Source organism: Pantoea sp. (assembly GCF_028283705.1).
GTDB lineage: Bacteria > Pseudomonadota > Gammaproteobacteria > Enterobacterales > Enterobacteriaceae > Pantoea.
In genome coordinates this window covers 191,269-208,400 of sequence record NZ_JAPWKD010000012.1, presented here as the reverse complement: position 1 = coordinate 208,400, position 17,132 = coordinate 191,269, and the positions used below count along the sequence as shown (strand labels likewise).

Here is a 17,132-nt window from a genome sequence, read left to right as displayed (position 1 = left end):
AAATAAAGATAAAACCACGTAACGCATTGTTATATCAGGACCAGTGAAAAACTTTTAAGAGTTTCGCTACAGTAATGCAACCTTTCCTGCCCGATAATCGCCCCTTAATCAAAAAAAGTACTCGCCATTTATCTGCCTCACATTTTTCACATTTCAGACCTACACAGCGGGAGTTAATCTTATGAATAACACCAGGAGCGATGAAATATTGTGGGTAAACACCCTCAAAGGGACCTGCATATTACTGGTTGTGCTCTATCACACGGTCTTACCCGGATTTGAGAATACGGTGCAGTATCTGTCGGCAGGATGGATTCCGGCTGAGTTATGGGTGAAGTTCAATACGGTATTGTCGCCACTGCGTATGCCAGCCTTTTTCTTTGTGTCGGGATTGCTGGCGGCGAACGGGATTATGAATCGCCCGTGGAAACAGGTATTTACCAGCCGGATTACCAACCTGTTCTATCTCTATATTTTATGGGGATTCATTCAGTGGTGGTCAATTGTTGGTATCTCCTCTGAAATTACCGGGCAGCGTATTTCCGAAAACCTGAATGCGGCGTATGCAGGTTCTTTACTTGAGTTTCTCAAGCTGACCTTCCTCGCGATGAGTACTTCCTGGTATCTGTATGGTCTGGGCATTTACTTCCTGCTCGCCAGGATCTTCCGTAAGCAGAAAATGGCGTTGCTGGTGGTGGCGGTGGTGCTGAATTATCTGGCCGTAGAGAAGATTATTCCTTTCTGGGGACCACAAAGCCTGGCGCAATATTTCCTGTTCTTCCTGATGGGGGCATTCTGGAGCCCGCTGATGCTGCGCCTGAGCGAATGGCGGCGTGAGAATATCGTGCCCTGGGCGCTGCTGGCGGCCATTGCCGGTGTCCATGTGATCTTCGGTATGAACCGCAGCCTGTTTATGTGCCTGATTGCGGTGCTGTGCAGCGTGGCAATTTGTCGCTGGCTGAATGCCCATTTCCGTATGAGCTGGCTCAACTGGATTGGGCGTAATACGTTACAGATTTACGTTATTCACCGCATCTTCATTGAGTTCTTTGGTATGTCGGCGATTCTGTTTGCCCAGCGTCATCATCTGTTCGAGCAAACATGGTTTTCCGTGCTGTGGGCATGTCTCTACCCGATAGCGATCGTCACCATCTGTTCGCTGTGCTCGGTACTGGTATGGTCATTAACCAATCGTGGTTTGGGGCAGTCCTTGTTTGTCTTCCCGACTCTGATTGGTATGAAACGTAAGAAAACCGCAGCGTAGCAACGCGATTTATCGCGCAATAAGATCTGCAAAGCGGCCCTGTTACAGGGCCGCTTTGCTTTTCAATATCAACCGATGGTCATCAGGCTGGCGTTACCCCCGGCAGCGGCGGTATTGACGCTGAGCGAGCGCTCAATCAACAACCGTTCCAGCAGCAGATTGGTTTCACCACGGGCAAAGCCCTGCACGGAAACAATCGCACCGTCACGCGCGGCAACCTGTTCGCACAGGCTACGCAGCTGATCGGCATCACCGTGGTAGATCACCGCATCAAACTCACCGGCCAGCACATCTTTTGCCAGCGTAATACGTTGCTGAACCGCCGCAGGTAACGCCGCGCGCAGCGTCCGATGAAGTTCATCATCCGGCCACAACGCATGGCTGCCGACGCTGGTGACGGCTGCCAGTTGCGCCAGCGCATCCTGTTCATTATCGGCGATACACAATACCTGCTCACGCGGTAACAGGGTGAAGGTGTTGCGCTCACCGGTCGGGCCCGGCAGCACGCGCACCGTACCGGCCTGTGTCAGCTGTTCATAACGCTGTGTCAGGGCCAGTAGTTCAGGTTTGTCCTGTGCCCATTGTTGCAGTGCCTGATGGGCGCTGAGCAGCGTGGTGCGCAGCACGCTGTCCACCGGGCGCTCGGCATCCTGGCGATCAAAAGTCGTGCGCAGTGCAGCGTCCGGGCGGTTTGCCAGCAGACGATAGAGATAGAGCGGGCCACCGGCTTTCGGACCGGTACCCGACAAACCTTCACCCCCAAACGGTTGCACGCCGACCACGGCACCGACCATATTGCGGTTCACATACAGGTTGCCAACTTTCGCTCCGGCGGTGACCTGCGCAATGGTTTCATCGATACGGGTGTGTACGCCGAGCGTCAGGCCATAACCGGAGGCGTTGATCTGATCGATCAGCTGCGGCAGGTTATTGCGTGCGAAACGCACCACATGCAGCACCGGACCAAATACCTCTTTGTCGAGATCGCTGACCTGTTCCAACTCAATCAGCGTTGGTTTAACAAAGGTGCCCGTCGCCCATTCTTTGCTGTCCTGCGGATTTTCCTGTGCGGCCTGGTAAATGGTGAAACCTTTACTGCGCATCGCCTGAATGTGACGCTCAATATTGGCTTTGGCTTCGGCATCAATCACCGGACCCACATCGGTGGAGAGACGCTCCGGATTCCCCATGCGGCACTCGGCCATGGCACCACGCAGCATTTTCAACGTGTGATCGGCCACATCATCCTGCACACATAGCAGACGCAGGGCGGAGCAACGCTGTCCGGCACTATCAAACGCGGAGGCGACGATATCGACCACTACCTGCTCGGTCAGCGCTGAGGAATCTACGATCATCGCGTTCATCCCTCCGGTTTCGGCAATCAGCGGCGTTGGACGACCCTGCGGATCAAGACGACCGGCAAGATTGCGCTGCAGCAGGGTGGCGACGGCGGTAGAACCGGTGAACATCACACCGCGCACGCGTTCGTCTCCGGTCAACTGAGCACCCACGGTTTCCCCCAGACCTGGCAACAGTTGCAGCACGCCAGACGGCACACCGGCATCCAGCATAATCTGTACTGCCTGGGCGGCGATCAGTGGCGTCTGCTCGGCCGGTTTCGCCAGCACGCTATTGCCTGCGGCGAGGGCGGCGGCAATCTGGCCGCTGAAAATCGCCAGCGGGAAGTTCCACGGACTGATACACACCACCGGACCCAGCGGGCGATGGGTGACATTGTCGAAATCATCACGCACCATGCCCGCGTAGTAGTAGAGGAAATCCACCGCTTCACGCACTTCGGCGATGGCGTTGTTGTAGGTTTTGCCCGCCTCGCGCACCAGCAGACCAATCAGTTGCTGCATCTGGCCTTCCATCATTTCGGCAGCGCGTTCCAGAATGGCGGCGCGTTCCTGCGGTGGGGTGGCAAACCAGATCGGACCGGCATTCACCGCAGCATCCAGTGCTTGTGACACCTCCTGGGACGTGGCTTCGCGCACGCTGCCCACCACATCAGCAGGAGCCGACGGGTTGAGCACCGGACGGCCGCTACCGGCACCCAGTTCACCGTCAATCAGCGGCTGGGCCTGCCACGGCTGGCTGGCGCTGTTCAGCAGGGCGCTGGACAACGACGCCAGACGGTGTTCGTTCGCCATGTCGAGACCGGCGGAGTTAACGCGTTTTTCACCATACAATTCGCGCGGCAACGGAATTTTCGCGTGCGGCAGGCCAATCGCCCCTTCGCTCGCGCCTATTTTTTCCACCGCCGTGACCGGATCGGCCACCAGTTCATCAATCGGCAGTGAAGTATCGGCAATGCGGTTCACGAACGAGGTGTTAGCTCCGTTTTCCAGCAGACGGCGTACCAGATACGCCAGCAGGGTTTCATGGGTGCCGACGGGTGCATAAATTCGGCATGGGCGATTGAGTTTGCCATCAGCCACTTTGCCCACTACCTGCTCATACAAGGGTTCCCCCATGCCATGCAGGCACTGGAATTCGTACTGGCCTGGATAGTAGTTGTTACCCGCCAGCTGATAAATCGCGGCCAGCGTATGGGCATTATGGGTGGCAAACTGCGGATAGATCAGGTTTGGCACCGCCAGCAGTTTGCGTGCACAGGCCAGGTAGGAGATATCGGTATACACCTTGCGGGTATAGACCGGGTAGCCTTCCAGGCCGTCGATCTGGGCGCGTTTGATTTCGCTGTCCCAGTAGGCACCTTTCACCAGACGGATCATCAGGCGACGACGGCTGCGCTGAGCCAGATCCACCAGGTAATCAATCACGAACGGACAGCGTTTTTGGTAGGCCTGAATCACAAAACCAATCCCGTTCCAGCCTTCCAGCTCCGGTTCAAAGCACAGTTTTTCTAGCAGATCGAGCGACAGTTCGAGACGGTCAGCTTCCTCGGCATCGATGTTAATGCCGATGTCGTAAGAGCGCGCCAGCAGCGTCAACGATTTCAGCGTCGGGTAGAGTTCTTCCATCACACGTTCATACTGCGCGCGACTGTAGCGCGGATGCAGTGCCGACAACTTGATGGAGATACCCGGGCCTTCGTAAATGCCACGACCATTAGAGGCCTTACCAATGGCATGAATGGCTTGCTGATAGGAGACCAGGTAGGCTTTGGCATCACTGGCGGTGAGCGCCGCCTCGCCCAGCATATCGTAAGAATAACGGAAGCCTTTTTCTTCCAGCTTGCGTGCGTTAGCCAGCGCTTCCGCGATGGTTTCACCGGTCACAAACTGTTCCCCCATCAGACGCATCGCCATATCCACACCTTTGCGGATCAACGGCTCACCGCTCTTACCAATGATGCGGTTAAGGGAACGGGACAGGTTAGCCTCATTGTGGGTGGACACCAGACGACCGGTGAACAACAGGCCCCAGGTGGCGGCATTAACGAACATCGACGGACTGCGACCGAGATGCGACTGCCAGTTGCCATTGCTGATTTTGTCGCGGATGAGTGCATCACGCGTCGGTTTATCTGGAATACGTAGCAAAGCCTCGGCCAGACACATCAGCGCCACCCCTTCCTGAGAAGAGAGGGAGAACTCCTGCAACAAACTTTGCACCATTCCTGCGCGTCCGGTTGCACCTTTCTGATGCCGAAGTTTATCGGCGAGGGTGTAAGCCAGCTGATGGGTTTTTTCCGCCAGCGGGGCCGGGAGACGTGCCTGTTCCAGCAGCATCGGGACGGCATCGGTTTCCGGACGACGCCATGCGGCGGTAATGGCTGAACGTGTCACCGACTGCGGCAGGATATGCTCGGCGAAATCAAGGAACGGTTGCAGGGGTTCTTCAGCTGACGCGTCTTCCTGCGCAGTGTCGCTGGATTGCAATGGAATCTCTGGCAGCGAATCCCCGGCCTCAAGTTGTGCCAGATAGTTAAAAATCGCCTGTTTAATCAACCAGTGTGGCGTGCGATCGATCTTCTGCGCTGCCAGTTTAATGCGATCGCGGGTGGCGTCATCCAGCTTCACCCCCATGGTGGTGGTTCCCATGCTTTCCTGTTCCTCAAAAAGAATAGTTTGATGTCCGGTGTGAACTGCACTATCACTTATGTTGCAACTTTGTGCAACCTTGTTAATTGTGCGCTAAGTCATTGGTCTGAGGTTTATTGCAAGAATCTCGCCAGGGTTGCACCTTGAGTGGTTATAAATTCATTGGGTGCAACCGTCTGTGGCGCGACATGAAAGGCATTGTGCCGGCCACCGCTTTGCGGCAGGATACCGCGCCTTTATGGAAATCGAATAATAAGTGGAGAGATAAAATGAATGTCAGTACACCGATGCTGGTGACTTTTGTTGTTTATATCCTCGGGATGGTGTTGATCGGGTTTGCGGCATATCGTTCAACTAAAAACTTTGATGATTATATTCTCGGTGGCCGCAGCCTTGGCAGCGTGGTAACGGCGCTCTCTGCAGGGGCGTCGGATATGAGTGGCTGGCTGCTGATGGGGTTGCCAGGTGCCATTTTTCTCTCGGGCATTTCTGAGAGCTGGATTGCCATCGGCCTGACTATCGGTGCCTGGCTGAACTGGAAAATCGTTGCCGGACGTCTGCGTGTACAGACGGAGCATCATAACAATGCCCTGACGCTGCCAGACTTCTTTACCAGCCGCTTTGAGGACCACAGCAAAATTCTGCGGGTGATCTCTGCGCTGATCATTCTTATCTTCTTCACCATTTATTGTGCTTCAGGAGTGGTTGCCGGCGCGCGTCTGTTTGAAAGCACCTTCGGTATGGATTACCAGACGGCGTTATGGGCCGGTGCTGTGGCCACTATCCTCTATACCCTGGTGGGGGGCTTCCTGGCGGTGAGCTGGACTGACACCGTACAGGCCAGCCTGATGATCTTCGCGCTGATCCTGACGCCAGTGATTGTGATTGTTGCGGTGGGTGGCCTGTCCGACTCGCTGGCGGTGATTGAAGCCAAAAGCCTGGAAAACCTCAACATGCTGAAAGGGCTGGACTTTGTGGCGATTGTCTCGTTACTCGGTTGGGGACTGGGTTATTTCGGTCAACCACATATCCTGGCGCGTTTTATGGCTGCTGACTCCCATCGTTCCATCCGCACCGCGCGTCGGATTGGGATGACCTGGATGATCCTGTGCCTGGCAGGCGCAGTGGCAGTGGGCTTCTTCGGTATTGCTTATTTCCAGAACCATCCTGACCAGGCTGGCGGTGTCAGTCAGAACGGTGAGCGCGTGTTTATCGAACTGGCGCGCATCCTGTTCAATCCGTGGATTGCCGGTATTCTGCTGTCGGCCATTCTGGCGGCAGTCATGTCAACGCTGAGTTGCCAGTTGCTGGTGTGTTCCAGTGCGCTGACGGAAGATCTTTATAAAGGTTTCCTGCGGAAAAATGCCAGTCAGCGGGAGCTGGTCTGGGTGGGACGTCTGATGGTGTTAGTGATTGCCTTGATTGCGATCGCGCTGGCTGCAAATCCGGAAAATCGGGTGTTGGGTCTGGTGAGTTATGCCTGGGCCGGTTTTGGCGCTGCCTTTGGTCCGGTGGTGCTGTTTGGTGTGTGCTGGCAACGCATGACACGTAACGGTGCGCTGGCGGGCATGATTATCGGCGCAGCGACGGTGCTGGTGTGGAAACATTTTGCCTGGCTGGATCTGTATGAAATTATCCCAGGTTTCCTGTTTGCCAGTATCGCGATTGTGGTGGTGAGTCTGATGGACCGGGCACCCTCGCAGGAGGCGCAACTGCGTTTCGCGGCGGCAGAAGCCGAGTATCAGACTAAATAAGCCTCAGCCGCCTCATTTGATGGGGCGGGTTTATTGCAGTGCCATAGAGATGAGGTGTTCAACCGAGGGTGAATATATTTTCCAGGGTAAAACAATTATCCCACCTGCCGATTGTTGACCAGTTGGTTAATAAACACACAGCACGTTTTACCACATCAGATGCGCAGGCATCATCCCCGTCAGGTTTTCCTGAGTTTCGCATGGCACCTGCGATTTCCGAATCCTCCTAAAAAGTTCAGACCAATCCGAAATAACTAACTAATTGATAATAATCTTAAATTTAATTTAAGATGCAGGCCGGGTGCATGCCGCAGTCACTTTTTGTTAGCCGATAGTTAAAATTACTGTTGCAAAGGACCGTAAATATGATGCACTTTAATCATAAGCGTTGTCAGAAGTGTGGCTAAGGTCACTGGAGTTCGCGCATGATTCGGTCCTTCAAAGGACAGGTAAATACCCTCCAACATACGCAGTCCACTGCGGGGGATTTCTTCCCTCGAAAGTTTCCTCTTCGTTTTTCAATCTTCAGACTTTTTCATGCCCCAATTCATTACCGGTGCGCGGCAGCGTTTTGGCGTTGTTGTACACCTTTCTCAATGGCTAGAAACGGCTCTAAAGGAAGCCACGTAAACCTCTAAAGCGTTCACGTCATCGCAACAGGAAAGCCCCTGCGGCGATAAATGAAACCAACTGTAAGGTGCCACTATGGGAAGACAGAAAGCAGTGATCAAAGCGCGTCGCGAAGCAAGAAGAGTAATTCGTAATGACTCTCGCAGTCATCGTCAGCGTGAAGAAGAATCGGTCACTTCGCTGGTGCAGATGGGTGGGCTGGATGCAATTGGTATGGCGCGTGATGTACGCGATCGTTCACCAATTGAGGCCAGAAATGATGCTCAGGCGCACTATCTTAATGCCATAGAAACGAAACAGCTTATTTTCGCCACCGGTGAAGCCGGCTGCGGAAAAACCTGGATTAGCGCAGCTAAAGCGGCTGAGGCCCTGATACATAAGGACATCGACAGGATCATCGTTACGCGCCCGGTTCTGCAGGCGGATGAAGATCTCGGTTTCCTCCCCGGAGATATTTCCGAGAAATTCGCCCCTTATTTCCGGCCGGTCTATGACGTTCTGGTTAAACGTCTTGGCGCTTCCTTTATGCAGTACTGCCTGCGTCCCGAAATCGGCAAGGTGGAGATCGCGCCCTTCGCGTATATGCGCGGACGCACCTTCGAAAATGCCGTAGTGATTCTGGATGAGGCGCAGAACGTCACCGCCGCGCAGATGAAGATGTTTCTGACGCGCCTTGGTGAGAACGTGACGGTCATCGTCAACGGTGATATCACCCAATGTGATCTACCGCGTGGCGTGCTATCAGGCCTTGCAGATGCGCTGGCGCGCTTCGAAGAGGATGAGATGATTGGGGTTGTCCGTTTTGCTAAAGACGACTGTGTCCGTTCAGCACTCTGCCAGCGCACGCTGCATGCTTACAGTTAACCATTGAGAATCAGGACAGTAGACAAAACCCGGCTCAGACCGGGTTTTTTTGTGCTGTTGCCGGAGACCAGGCAAAAAAAGTCTGAACGTAAGTTCAGACTCTTCTTCAAAATTGTGGCGGTGAGAGGGGGATTGACTCGCTTCGCTCGCCCTGCGGGCAGTTTGTTCGCCGCGCGCCCAAACTGTCCAACCGGCTGTGCCGGTTGTCGAACCCCTTCAGGGGGGATAGGAACGAATGGTAACATTATTAACTTCACAGGGCAGTTAGGCCAAGTGGCGGTGAGTTCTTCGCTTGGTGGAACCTGAGGGGCGTCATTTAGTAGCTATGGTGGTCTTGGACACTCAGCATCAGCTGGTGATGATGGAGGCTTTTCTGGCGGCGGTGGAGCGGGTGGTTCTAAGCCTTGCTCAGCTTTTGCGTCAGGAAAAGGTGCGCACGGGTATGTAATTATCGAGGAGTATGCCTAATGGAAACACCTGACTGTGCAATGATCAAATCCGGCGATACGGAAGTTATCAACGTTATCGTGGCTGAGGATGGGTTTGAAATTGAAGGGTACTACTTCATCAAAATAGAAGCTAGAGTGTTTGTAACTATTGGAATGAATTACGATAAAAACACTGGAGGGTTCAATTAACCCCTCCAAATTCCAATTAAGCTTTACTCAATTGTTTCGGCTTTAACACCGTTCCTGTAAACATATGCGGATGAAATCTCCTGCAGGTCCTTATAGGGTAAATCCCCATTGATTATAATGATGGGGCATTTACTATCTGTTGATGACCTTAAGTCACTATCGCCAGGGACATACTCCCAAACGGACCTGTTAAGAATTAAGTTAAGATAAGCCCTGACCCGAGTGCTGTTAAAAATCCTTGCGCACTCAAATCCATTAACCTCCTTTATTCTGCTTGCCAATTCATGATTAGACTTCTGGATTGAAACCCAGCCCTTGAATTTGCTTATGTCTTTTTTGTATGTGTTAATCGATAGTGGAATAGAAATTAATATAATTATCAGTGTTACTAATCTTAATTTTTGAGCCTCGGAAACAATCAACTCTCCAATCAGGACAGCAAGAAGGAATGCCAGCTTAAACCTGTCGAATGTGTAGCTTGTTGCATGCTGAGCCAGTATGACATTCTCTACAAGCATAAACACGCAGAGCAGGATGGCAATTCTTGTTAAATTGTTCGATTTCTTTCTACCTATAAATTTGTGTGCAATGTAAACAGGAATGACGAGCAGAAATAAAGAGAACGACTCATAGTATCCAAAGATGAGGTCTGTGAAGTTTGCATTCTCACCACTCCTGACGCTAAAGCGTGCCAGGGAGGCAGAAGTAAAGGTGGATAAATCCAAGGTGAGTAATAATTGCATACCAAAAATGAGCAGGGAGGCAACAAGAGATGATATGATACTGATTGCGAGCCTGTAGTCTCTGTTTGCTTTACTCAGAGTGAAATATAAAAATGAAAGCCCACCCAGAACAAAGCCAGTCCACTCAGTCAAAGCGATCAGTAAACAAGACGCAAAAACAAAAAATAAAGAAATGCGAGTTTTACTTTCAATTCTGCATGCAACTGAGAGCATGAATGCCGAGATAAGCAACTGGCTTAGTGATTGAGGCCAGTAAAGTATTCCAGAACTAGCCAGTGATTCTCGGGAAAGTATGAGTGGAGCACAAGCAATCGCTGCAAGAACAAAACCAAAACACCGTTCAGGTTTAAATAATTTTAAAATTAAAGAATAAGATATTATTGATGTTGAAATTAATATCAATAAATTTATGTAAAACAGGCTTTGTATTGAGTAGTCAAGATTTAATGCTCTAATGAACATTTCTGGAACTAAGAAACCAAAACTAGGAAAGCTAGTATAGATATAGCCACCGGATTTGTCAGGAACTGCCGCCCCCCAAGGGATGTTAGAATTTACGGTGCCACCCAATGTAACAAGCGGCAAGAAATGATGCTCTGAAAAGTTTCTCTCCGAAATTGACTTGGCAATTAACAGAGCGTGATATGATGCCTCAATGTTTTCGATGCCATTGTCGTCCTTCATATTCTTATACTTTATTAGGCTTGAAGCTAAAACCATAATCAACAATATGGACACGCCAAATATATTGTACTTATGTAATTTCATGTTAATTCTCAATCAATATCCATGATAAAAACCGCTATCTAATGAAATGATATCACTCAAATCAGATAAGAACACCAGTCATTGACACCGAGAGAGACCACTTTGCTTTCAGTAGTCACCACTCCCACAACCAACTAAATTCCCTTTCCCGCCAATCCCTTCAGGCATCTCGGTCATCTTCCACTTGATCAGTTCCGCCGATCAATAATGCTGTTTGTATATGCAGTAGATATCGGAGGGTGCACCATGCCCCGCGAACTCGACATCCCATACGCTTTCACGCTTGCAGTTATCCGTAATCAAAGAGGCTTGCTGACTGTCACGACTTCAGTGTTCCGGGCTGAGCTTCACAAGCTTAATCATGACTGGTCCCTCCAGCGCTGCAACGAGTGGTCTACCCGCAAGCAGACTTTCTTCAAGGACATCACTGATGGCGATGGTGCCGATCGCACCTATGTTTTACGCAACATGGGGAGGGTGCTCTGATGGGATTTCCTTCACCGGCGAATGATTATGTCGAGCCACGCCTCGACCTGAATCAGATATTCATGCCGAATCGGGCAAACACGTTCATGATTGAAACTGCGACGGGCTGTCTGCTCGTTGACCAGGTGGTTAAGGTGAGGCTTGGCGATTTGGTCGCCTTCCAGATTGATGGATGCCTGATGATTGGGAAGTGGTACCCGAAACACCTGATGACTGATGACGGGATTATCGAAGCTGATGCGCTGGAGAATGTGATCGCATTGGGAGTGGTGAGAGGGGGATTGACTCGCTTCGCTAGCCCTGCAGGCAGTTTGTTCGCTGCGCGCCCAAACTGTCCCACCGGCTGTGCCGGTTGTCGAACCCCGTCGGGGATTCTCACCCTCTCTCACCCGAAGAATATACAAAAAAAAAGTCTGAACGTAAGTTCAGACTCTTCTTCAAAATTGTGGCGGTGAGAGGGGGATTCGAACCCCCGATACGTTGCCGTATACACACTTTCCAGGCGTGCTCCTTCAGCCACTCGGACACCTCACCACATTTTTTGCTGCTGACCTTGGCGGGTCAACGGGGCGCTACTATAGGGAGTTCGCCTAAAAGGGTCAAGCCCTATTTTCTCCTTTTTTTCTATTCGCTTAAGCCCTGAGCGAATCGCTTTAACCCTGTGCGCTTTGGTTACCCTGTCATCAAAATATTGCATGTCAGTCACAAAAGTGTCACGAAATTGTCGCAGACTTGTCCGCGGAAACATTTGGTTATATTTGTGAATAAGGATGCTTATAAATGAAACATATACCTCTGATTACGGTTCCACTTATCGCTTCACTGTTTGCTTCGGCTGCGGTGGCGGATGAGGCAGCTTACTCCCGCGCCGCAACCGGCGATTTGACGCAGCACGGCGGTGCGCGTCGTCTGACGGGGGATCAAACTGAAGCATTGAAAGCCTCGCTCAGCAACAGCACGGCTAAAAACGTGATTCTGCTGATTGGTGATGGCATGGGGGATTCAGAAATCACCGCAGCACGTAACCAGGCGATGGGGGCCGGTGGCTTCTTCCCGGGTATCGATGCGTTACCGCTCACCGGCCAGTACACCCACTATTCTCTGGATAAGAAAACCCACAAACCAAACTACGTCACGGATTCAGCCGCTTCTGCCACAGCCTGGGCGACCGGCACCAAATCCTATAACGGTGCCATTGGCGTTGATGTGAACGGTAAAGATCAGACCACGCTGCTGGAGCTGGCAAAAGCAGCGGGCAAGGCGACCGGTAACGTTTCTACGGCGGAATTGCAGGATGCGACACCTGCGGCACTGATCGCCCATGTGACCTCACGTAAATGTTATGGCCCGGAAAAAACCAGTGAGCTATGCCCGACTAATGCGCTGGAGCAGGGTGGCAAGGGTTCAATTACCGAACAGATGCTGAAAACCCGCGCGGATGTCACGCTGGGCGGCGGAGCGAAATCCTTCAGCGAAGTGGTGAAAGCGGGTGAATATCAGGGCAAAACCCTGCGTGAGCAGGCGCAGGCTATGGGTTATCAGCTGGTGGATAATCTTGATGGTATGAATGCTGTGCAGCAGGCAGATCAAAGCAAGCCAGTGCTGGGGCTGTTTGCGGAAGGCAATATGCCGGTACGCTGGCAGGGGCCAAAAGCCAGCTATCACGGTAACCTGGATAAGCCGGTGGTCACCTGTGAAGTGAATAAAGATCGCCCGGCAACTACGCCGACACTGGCGCAGATGACCAAAAAGGCACTGGACCTGCTCAGTCAAAATGACAAAGGTTTCTTCCTGCAGGTTGAGGGGGCATCGATTGATAAACAGGATCATGCTGCCAATCCCTGTGGTCAGATAGGTGAAACCGTGGACCTGGACGAAGCGGTACAGCAGGCACTGGCCTTTGCACGCCAGCACGGTGACACGCTGGTGGTGGTGACTGCGGACCACGCTCACAGTAGCCAGATTATCGAAAATGGCACCAAAGCGCCGGGACTGACGCAGGCTGTCAACACCAAAGATGGCGCAGTGATGACCATCAGCTATGGTAATTCAGAAGAGGATTCGCAGGAACATACCGGCACTCAGCTGCGTATTGCTGCTTACGGCCCTCATGCTGCCAATGTGGTGGGTCTGACAGATCAGACTGACCTGTTCTTTACCCTGCGGGATGCGATGGGTATGAAGTAACGCATTAATCTTACGCGATAAAAAATCCACGCAATCGCGTGGATTTTTTCGTATTTGATTGCGGTAAGAACAGTCTTCATCATAAAGAACAGCGTCTTAGTGACTGGGTTGCCCAACGGTGGTTTTTAAATCTTTACCCGCGAACTCATACTGATAATTGAATTTACCATTACATCGTCCATATGAATGCGGATGAGTAAGCTCGCCTTGTTTCCCGTTTGAAGTGACGTAGGGTGGTGAAACGGTGATTTGCGCGACTTCCGGAATAGAACAGGTTGCAACATTCTTATAATACTCAATCCACCCCGCCTGGTTGTTCCTTAATGTTCCTGAACCCGCAGGCAGGCGCCATGCACCAATCTGTGTTTCATCCTTACTCCCTTCTTCTTTGACGAAACCGTACCAGGTATTCGCGTCATGGTTATCACGGCGAACTTCAAACAGATATTTTTTACCTGTCTTGATCGGATACAGGGTAGAACAACTCACACCGTGACCGCCATCAGCACCCAGGCGACAGTGCTGATTGTCCAGTACAACCGTTCCGTTAATAAAAGAAGAGAAAATCAACATATATTGTTCGGTTGTGTGTGGTTGCAAACCAATATAACCAACGGCACTGGTACCAGTGAAAGAAAATTGATTTGCAAAATAATAACCGGCAGTGTCTGGGGCCTTGTTAACCGTTAACGGCAGGGTGAGGCTGGTAATATTGTCCGCATTGACAGACCAGTTCCATCCGGCCACACCACCTGGTGTTATAGCGCAGGCATTGCCTGTCAAACAGGTGGTTACAGCCAGGGCAAAAAAAGAATATTTCATGTTTCTCCTCCATGAATAAATCAAGTGTGTTGAATATCTGGCAGTGGATAATTATTAGTTGAATTTTGTTTTGTGCAAATTTCGATAGAAAAAACTCTTTCTTAGTGGCGTTAAATATTAAGATAATTTTCTGCTTAAAGTTCGGCAATGTAACAGTATGTGGGATAGATGTTTTCTTTTGGGAATCACAGAAATTTCTTAGTTGTTATTTCATCAACGACAATGAATAAGACAGCAGGAGAACGAGAAAAAGGGACTAATTAGCGGTGATGTGTAAAGAAAAATCCACGCAACTGCGTGGGTTTTTGGCTCGCGAAGGAGAGCTCGCAGTACTGGTGCCATTGTTAAAGCCAGATCATTCAATGTTGACTTCAACGGTCAGATTCGCGCGTTCTTTTTTCCAGATAAGATTGCGGAACTGGGTGCCGGCAATAACCGTGATCATCACAGAACTACCCGATGCAATATTTCCTAAAATTCTGGAGCCGGTGAGGAAAAATCCCTGGAGTGTCTTCAATCTGTAAACCGTATTGAAGCTAATTGACAAACTGTCGGGTAATAATAGCGGTAATAAAAAAGCCCATGCAATTTGCATGGGCCTGATTTTCGACGTCAGCTTATAAGAAGTAAATCAGACGTTAAACAGGAAGTTCATCACATCGCCATCTTTCACGATGTATTCTTTGCCTTCTGAACGCATTTTTCCTGCTTCCTTCGCGCCTTGTTCACCCTTATAAGTGACAAAGTCATCAAATGCGATGGTCTGGGCGCGGATAAAGCCTTTTTCAAAGTCGGTGTGGATCTTGCCAGCGGCCTGTGGGGCCGTTGCGCCTACCGGGATGGTCCAGGCACGCACTTCTTTGACGCCTGCGGTGAAGTAGGTCTGCAGGTTGAGCAGGGTGTAACCGGCGCGGATAACGCGGTTCAGGCCTGGTTCTTCCAGACCCAGCTCCGCCATAAACTCAGCACGCTCTTCATCATCCAGCTCGGCGATATCTGATTCGACAGCCGCACATACCGGTACTACCACAGAGCCTTCAGCGTCAGCAATCGCACGAACCTGGTCGAGGTAAGGGTTGTTATCGAAACCATCTTCGTTGACGTTGGCGATGTACATGGTCGGCTTGAGCGTCAGGAAGCTCAGATAACGGATGGCGGCTTTTTCATCGGCATCCAGATCCAGTGAACGCAGCATACCGGCGTTTTCCAGATGCGGCAGGCACTTCTCCAGCGCAGCCAGTTCAGCTTTTGCGTCTTTATCTCCGCCTTTGGCTTTCTTCTGCACACGCTGGATAGCGCGTTCGCAGGTATCGAGATCCGACAGCGCCAGTTCGGTGTTGATAACGTCAATGTCTTCAGCCGGGTTTACTTTGCCTGCAACGTGAATGATGTTGTCATTCTCAAAGCAACGTACCACATGGCCGATAGCTTCGGTTTCGCGGATATTGGTCAGGAATTTGTTGCCGAGACCTTCACCTTTCGACGCACCTTCAACCAGACCGGCGATATCGACGAATTCCATGGTGGTTGGCACAACACGCTGCGGCTTAACGATGTCGCTCAGTTGATCAAGACGCGGGTCGGGCATAGGCACCACACCGGTATTGGGTTCGATGGTGCAGAACGGAAAGTTGGCTGCTTCGATACCCGCTTTGGTCAGCGCGTTGAACAGGGTGGATTTACCGACGTTCGGCAGGCCCACAATACCGCATTTAAATCCCATGGTCTGATTACCTTTCTCACTGAGGGTGCAGCGCTGGCTGGCAACGCTGACAGATTCTAAAAATTTCGCGCATTATACACAGAAATGCTGCTGTGCGGCGCGGGAATTGGCGTTAACCGGCTTTGAAAGCGTGCAGGCGGTTCATCGCCTTTATTTTGTCTTCTTTCAGCCAGAGTTCAGTGCAACGCACCGCTTCATCAATGGCATCATCAATCAATTTCTGCTCGCTGGTGGGTGGTTTACCCAGCACAAATCCGGTGACTTTATTGCGATCTCCAGGGTGGCCAATGCCAACACGCAAACGGTGAAAGTTATTGTTATTCCCCAGTTTGCTGATGATGTCTTTCAGCCCGTTGTGGCCGCCGTGGCCGCCACCCTGCTTAAATTTTGCGATGCCAGGCGGCAAATCCAGCTCATCATGTGCGACCAGAATCTCTTCCGGCGCAATACGGTAAAAGGTCGCCATCGCTGCCACCGCTTTGCCACTCAGGTTCATAAATGTGGTCGGTACCAGCAGGCGCACATCTTTTCCCGCCAGCGACAGCCGGGCGGTATAGCCAAAGAATTTGGGTTCGTCTTTCAGAGACTGATTGTAGCGCTCTGCCAGCAGATCCACATACCAGGCGCCAGCGTTATGGCGCGTGGCGGCATATTCGGCGCCGGGATTCGCCAGTCCGACAATCAGTTTAATACTGCTCACGATGGTTATCCTGTCTCGATCACGAAAGGGCGATAGTTTACTGCGTGCCCGAGAAGATGACAAAGGGCGAGGCTGAAGAATAGTGACGCTTCGTTATTTATCATTTTCTATCGAAATCAATCCGATAAGCGGTAAAGTTTTGTCAGAATTGTGAAAGATGTGTGATCCTGTACGCATATTAACCGCCTGGTATTGCCTAAACTTATGGTCAGTTAACGTTATGTGCTGTTCTGAGCTTTGCTCATAAGGAAGGAGGTAAACCATGAAACGTCATCATACTCGCTATATCGGTAACGGCCTGATGTGTCTCGGCTTACTCACCATGGTGCTCGGCGTCGGGTATTCGATCATTAATCAAATTCCTTCGCTGAATCTGCCGCAATTTCTGGCGCATGGCGCAATGTTCAGCATCTTTATCGGTGCGCTGCTGTGGCTGGTTGGCGCACGCGTCAGCGGACGTGAAAAAGTAGAAGACCGTTATTTCTGGTTGCGGCATTACGGCGATAAACGTTGCCGCCGCAATACCCATCATTCTTAACG

The 17,132-nt window shown here is 51.3% G+C and carries 14 protein-coding genes and 1 tRNA gene; 8 read left to right on the top strand and 7 right to left on the bottom strand.

Annotated features, from left to right (window positions below):
* The first annotated feature begins 181 nt into the window (after positions 1–181).
* Positions 182–1,264 carry an acyltransferase family protein gene (locus tag PW844_RS11475; protein WP_299451673.1) on the top strand — a complete coding sequence of 361 codons (1,083 nt, stop codon included), beginning with the start codon at positions 182–184 and terminating at the stop codon, positions 1,262–1,264.
* Positions 1,265–1,332: 68 nt separating this feature from the next.
* Here the strand turns inward: PW844_RS11475 and putA are convergent, their stop codons facing one another.
* Positions 1,333–5,277, bottom strand: coding sequence for a trifunctional transcriptional regulator/proline dehydrogenase/L-glutamate gamma-semialdehyde dehydrogenase (gene putA, locus PW844_RS11470; protein ID WP_299451672.1), 3,945 nt, complete (start codon positions 5,275–5,277; stop codon positions 1,333–1,335).
* Positions 5,278–5,546: 269 nt separating this feature from the next.
* Here putA and putP point away from each other — a divergent pair, with 269 nt between their 5' ends.
* The 3 genes from putP to PW844_RS11455 all read left to right on the top strand — a co-directional run bounded on the left by putP (position 5,547) and on the right by PW844_RS11455 (position 9,163).
* Positions 5,547–7,031, top strand: a complete 1,485-nt coding sequence (gene putP, locus PW844_RS11465) for a sodium/proline symporter PutP (RefSeq protein ID WP_299451671.1) — start codon at positions 5,547–5,549, stop codon at positions 7,029–7,031.
* A 705-nt stretch (positions 7,032–7,736) separates the two neighbouring features.
* Positions 7,737–8,525, top strand: coding sequence for a phosphate starvation-inducible protein PhoH (gene phoH / locus PW844_RS11460; protein WP_084875535.1), 789 nt, complete (start codon positions 7,737–7,739; stop codon positions 8,523–8,525).
* A gap of 467 nt (positions 8,526–8,992) precedes the next feature.
* Positions 8,993–9,163 carry a hypothetical protein gene (locus PW844_RS11455; RefSeq protein ID WP_299451670.1) on the top strand — a complete coding sequence of 57 codons (171 nt, stop codon included), beginning with the start codon at positions 8,993–8,995 and terminating at the stop codon, positions 9,161–9,163.
* Positions 9,164–9,186: 23 nt separating this feature from the next.
* On the opposite strand, the gene PW844_RS11450 is transcribed toward PW844_RS11455, so the two are convergent.
* The gene (locus PW844_RS11450) at positions 9,187–10,674 is read right to left on the bottom strand and encodes a hypothetical protein (RefSeq protein WP_299451669.1); all 1,488 of its coding nucleotides are present in this window, start codon (positions 10,672–10,674) and stop codon (positions 9,187–9,189) included.
* Positions 10,675–10,920: 246 nt separating this feature from the next.
* Between PW844_RS11450 and PW844_RS11445 the strand changes: the two genes are divergently transcribed.
* Together PW844_RS11445 and PW844_RS11440 are read left to right on the top strand one after the other, a co-directional pair.
* On the top strand, positions 10,921–11,160 hold the full coding sequence (locus PW844_RS11445) for a hypothetical protein (RefSeq protein WP_299451668.1): 240 nt from the start codon (positions 10,921–10,923) through the stop codon (positions 11,158–11,160).
* The gene (locus PW844_RS11440; protein WP_299451667.1) at positions 11,160–11,615 is read left to right on the top strand and encodes a hypothetical protein; all 456 of its coding nucleotides are present in this window, start codon (positions 11,160–11,162) and stop codon (positions 11,613–11,615) included. The genes PW844_RS11445 and PW844_RS11440 overlap by 1 nt, the downstream gene beginning before the upstream one ends.
* Here PW844_RS11440 and PW844_RS11435 read toward each other — a convergent pair.
* Positions 11,607–11,694, bottom strand: a tRNA-Ser gene (locus PW844_RS11435). The two genes, PW844_RS11440 and PW844_RS11435, sit on opposite strands and share 9 nt — an antisense overlap.
* A 246-nt stretch (positions 11,695–11,940) precedes the next feature.
* Here PW844_RS11435 and phoA point away from each other — a divergent pair.
* Positions 11,941–13,347 carry an alkaline phosphatase gene (gene phoA, locus PW844_RS11430; protein WP_299451666.1) on the top strand — a complete coding sequence of 469 codons (1,407 nt, stop codon included), beginning with the start codon at positions 11,941–11,943 and terminating at the stop codon, positions 13,345–13,347.
* Positions 13,348–13,443: 96 nt separating this feature from the next.
* On the opposite strand, the gene PW844_RS11425 is transcribed toward phoA, so the two are convergent.
* From PW844_RS11425 to pth, 4 genes are all read right to left on the bottom strand, one after another.
* Positions 13,444–14,169 (bottom strand): DUF3472 domain-containing protein, encoded by a 726-nt coding sequence (locus PW844_RS11425; RefSeq protein WP_299451665.1) that lies wholly within the window; start codon positions 14,167–14,169, stop codon positions 13,444–13,446.
* A 355-nt stretch (positions 14,170–14,524) separates the two neighbouring features.
* A complete protein-coding gene (locus tag PW844_RS11420; RefSeq protein ID WP_299451664.1) occupies positions 14,525–14,764 on the bottom strand; it encodes a hypothetical protein in 240 nt (79 codons plus the stop codon).
* Positions 14,765–14,800: 36 nt separating this feature from the next.
* On the bottom strand, positions 14,801–15,892 hold the full coding sequence (gene ychF / locus PW844_RS11415) for a redox-regulated ATPase YchF (RefSeq protein ID WP_299451663.1): 1,092 nt from the start codon (positions 15,890–15,892) through the stop codon (positions 14,801–14,803).
* A gap of 112 nt (positions 15,893–16,004) precedes the next feature.
* Positions 16,005–16,592 (bottom strand): aminoacyl-tRNA hydrolase, encoded by a 588-nt coding sequence (pth, locus tag PW844_RS11410; protein WP_299451662.1) that lies wholly within the window; start codon positions 16,590–16,592, stop codon positions 16,005–16,007.
* A gap of 262 nt (positions 16,593–16,854) precedes the next feature.
* On the opposite strand from pth, the gene ychH reads away from it, so the two are divergent.
* Positions 16,855–17,130: a stress-induced protein YchH gene (gene ychH / locus PW844_RS11405; protein WP_299451661.1), complete on the top strand. Its 276-nt coding sequence runs from the start codon at positions 16,855–16,857 to the stop codon at positions 17,128–17,130.
* The last annotated feature ends 2 nt before the right edge of the window (positions 17,131–17,132 follow it).

Bases quoted from the DNA above. Each gene is read 5' to 3' on its own strand.
- PW844_RS11475 (WP_299451673.1), top strand. From the start codon at position 182: ATGAATAACACCAGGAGCGATGAAATATTGTGGGTAAACACCCTCAAA.
- putA (WP_299451672.1), bottom strand. From the start codon at position 5,277: ATGGGAACCACCACCATGGGGGTGAAGCTGGATGACGCCACCCGCGAT.
- putP (WP_299451671.1), top strand. From the start codon at position 5,547: ATGAATGTCAGTACACCGATGCTGGTGACTTTTGTTGTTTATATCCTC.
- phoH (WP_084875535.1), top strand. From the start codon at position 7,737: ATGGGAAGACAGAAAGCAGTGATCAAAGCGCGTCGCGAAGCAAGAAGA.
- PW844_RS11455 (WP_299451670.1), top strand. From the start codon at position 8,993: ATGGAAACACCTGACTGTGCAATGATCAAATCCGGCGATACGGAAGTT.
- PW844_RS11450 (WP_299451669.1), bottom strand. From the start codon at position 10,674: ATGAAATTACATAAGTACAATATATTTGGCGTGTCCATATTGTTGATT.
- PW844_RS11445 (WP_299451668.1), top strand. From the start codon at position 10,921: ATGCCCCGCGAACTCGACATCCCATACGCTTTCACGCTTGCAGTTATC.
- PW844_RS11440 (WP_299451667.1), top strand. From the start codon at position 11,160: ATGGGATTTCCTTCACCGGCGAATGATTATGTCGAGCCACGCCTCGAC.
- phoA (WP_299451666.1), top strand. From the start codon at position 11,941: ATGAAACATATACCTCTGATTACGGTTCCACTTATCGCTTCACTGTTT.
- PW844_RS11425 (WP_299451665.1), bottom strand. From the start codon at position 14,169: ATGAAATATTCTTTTTTTGCCCTGGCTGTAACCACCTGTTTGACAGGC.
- PW844_RS11420 (WP_299451664.1), bottom strand. From the start codon at position 14,764: ATGCAAATTGCATGGGCTTTTTTATTACCGCTATTATTACCCGACAGT.
- ychF (WP_299451663.1), bottom strand. From the start codon at position 15,892: ATGGGATTTAAATGCGGTATTGTGGGCCTGCCGAACGTCGGTAAATCC.
- ychH (WP_299451661.1), top strand. From the start codon at position 16,855: ATGAAACGTCATCATACTCGCTATATCGGTAACGGCCTGATGTGTCTC.